Consider the following 2,645-nt stretch of genomic DNA (forward strand, 5'->3'; position numbering starts at 1 on the left):
CAGTTGTGGCGAGCCGCTTCGAATGTCGGAGTTGTGGTTCGTCCCAGTCAGCTCGCATATCCGTTCAAGGTTCCCTTCAAGTCCGCCAATACGGCGCGGGCGGCAGTCATCCCGTTTCCGTTCCAGATGTCGTCTTCAGCGACGAACACACGCCGGTCGGTGGCGGCGGCGAGGTCTTGCCACTGGTCGCTCTTCATGATCCCGGTGCCGTAGGTACGGCCGTTCGGCCCGTCGAAGAGGACGTAGATCAAGTCACCTTCGGCGACGCTCAGATCGTCGGCCGGAATCGGTGCCGTGGTCGCATCGGTCAATCGCTGCGCCGGTGGGCGCCGGACGCCGACGTCGCTGAGGATCTGTCCGGCGAAGGATGCAGGGCCCTCGATCTGTAGGTCCTTCGAACCGAACCGAACCACTGATGCCTGCGTCTGCGATGCATTCAATGCGTCGCCGAGCTGCACGACGTCCTGCTGGTAGCGGTCGAGCTCCGTCGCAGCCGCGGACGAACGGCCCAGTGCCTGGCCGGCGAGGGCGAACTGCGCTTTCCAGTACACGGGATCCGAGCCCGCGAACACGGTGGGGGCGATGGCGTCGAGTTGCCCGTACAAGCCGTCGGACGCCGGACTGGACCCGAGGATCAAGTCCGGCGCGGCGGCCTTCACGGCGTTGACGTCAGGTGCGCTCACGGGGCCGACACTCGGAATCTCCGAGATGCCGAAACCCAGGTACGACGGTTGAGGTGAGTCGACACCGGTCGCGGCGCCCACTACCCGCTCCCACAGGCCGAGGGCGCACACGGCGTCCATCGAGACGCTGTCGAGGACCACAATCCGTTGGGGATCGGAAGGAACCTCGGTTTCACCCGCAGTGTGTACGACTCGACGCTTCACCCCGGGGCCCGCTCCCGGGTCGGCTTGCGTCGGCGTCGGGCACGCGGTGGCGGTGTCGCGTTCGATGCCCATCACGCCGGCACCGGCGATCGACGTAGTGGTCCGGACGATGGTGCTCGCGGGATCGTCCGACGAGTCGGACGAGCAACCACCGAGGACGAGCATCGTGGCGGCGATCCCCAGGATCGAGACACGACGAACGGACGTGCGGGCGGTCGTGCGTGAGAGAACAGACGTGCGTGAGAGAACAGACAAGTCGACGGCTTCCTGTGTGAGCGGGCGCCGTTCAGGTTAGCTGTTCGACTCAGCTGTTCTGCTTGTCCACCTCGAACGTGTCCGAGAGGTCGTCGAGGATCATGTGCGCGCCCTGGATGCTGACCGGCGACATCCACCGTGAATCGTCCACGTCCACCTTGCGCCCCCTAAGGGTCTGCCACAGCGGGCTCTCGAGGAATGGCTTCGCAGCTTCGGCGCTCTTGCCCTCGGCGTCCTGCCAGGTGCTGATGAAGATGACGTCCGCGTCGGCTTCGTTGATCAGCTCGGGGCTGATCTTCATCATGATGTTGCCGGCATCGGCGGGGTCGGGTCCCTGGTTGTCCGGGCGCTTCAGCCCGGCATCCTGAAGAACGATGCCGCTGAACGAGGTAGTGCGGTAGAGACGTGCGGTCGGTTCACCGGCGAACCGGACTACCGAGATGACCGGGTTGTTCGCCTTCTCGTTGATTTCCTTGCCGACGGCAGCCGCGCGAGTTTCGTATTCGGTGATCTTCGCCTCGGCCAGCGATTCCTTGCCCAGCGCTTGACCGACTACGCGGATGTTGTCCTTCCACGTCGGACCGGTCGTCTGGGTGAAGACGGTGGGCGCGATTGCGGAGAGCTGCTCGTAGTTCTTCCCGTCGCGGACCTCGGCGGAGATGATGAGGTCCGGCTGCAGTGCGGCGATCTTCTCGAGGCTTGCACTGCTGACCGTGCCGACCGAGACGGCGTCCGCGGCGAATTCCTCCCGCGAGGATCCGAGGTAGTCGGGCAGACCGGGCTCGCGGTAGTCGACGTAGCCGACGAGCGGGGATTCGAGGAGAAGGACGGCGTCGGTGAAGCTGTTGTCGAGCGCGACGATCCGCTGGGGTGCTGCCGGGATTTCGGTGCTTCCACGGAAGTGTTCGATCGTGCGGGGGAATGCGCCCGACTCGGTCGAGGTGGTGGTTGCAGCGGGCTCGTCGTTACTCGAGCAGGCTGGAACGACCAAGGCGATCGAGGCTGCGACGGCTACCAGCGCGGCGCGGCGGGGAAAGAATTTCACTGAATACTCCTGAGGTGAGTTAGGCGAGGGTGACCTTATCAGTGGAGGAGATGGCCGAAAACGGACACCGACCGAATTCTTCGACGCGCACGACACGCCGATTCGGAAGTGGGTTCGGACTCCCGGGGGAACATAAACCGCAGGTCGTTCGTTCGGTGCCGTGAAAAACGGATGCTCGAGTACGACGCAGAGTAGGACCGGGTCGCGGTGCCTCGGAGTCACGGTCTACGATTCGATGAGCGCAAGCCAGAAGCCGTTGTCCGCAGCCCGGGCGACGGACCCTGCGGGCGCAACCAAGGGCTCTTTGACGGAGTCTGCGGAGCGACCAAAGGCACATTCAGGAGGATCAGTGACTGCCGTAGCGCCCCAGCCAGTCCCCACGATAGCGCCGGCCAGGCCTTACCCGCCGCGGCAGGGACCCAAGGGCTCATTCATTTTCAAGATGATCACGACCACCG

The 2,645-nt window shown here is 64.6% G+C and carries 2 protein-coding genes; both read right to left on the reverse strand.

Annotation, left to right across the window (positions count from 1 at the left end; genetic code table 11):
* Positions 1–47 precede the first annotated feature (47 nt).
* Positions 48–1,142 (reverse strand): iron-siderophore ABC transporter substrate-binding protein, encoded by a 1,095-nt coding sequence (locus A2J01_RS10260; RefSeq protein WP_064112645.1) that lies wholly within the window; start codon positions 1,140–1,142, stop codon positions 48–50.
* A 49-nt stretch (positions 1,143–1,191) separates the two neighbouring features.
* Positions 1,192–2,187 carry an ABC transporter substrate-binding protein gene (locus A2J01_RS10265; RefSeq protein ID WP_058038598.1) on the reverse strand — a complete coding sequence of 332 codons (996 nt, stop codon included), beginning with the start codon at positions 2,185–2,187 and terminating at the stop codon, positions 1,192–1,194.
* Positions 2,188–2,645 lie beyond the last annotated feature (458 nt).

The sequence above is a fragment of the Rhodococcus sp. EPR-134 genome (genome assembly GCF_001647205.1).
In the GTDB taxonomy this organism is placed as follows: Bacteria; Actinomycetota; Actinomycetes; order Mycobacteriales; family Mycobacteriaceae; genus Rhodococcus_F; species Rhodococcus_F qingshengii.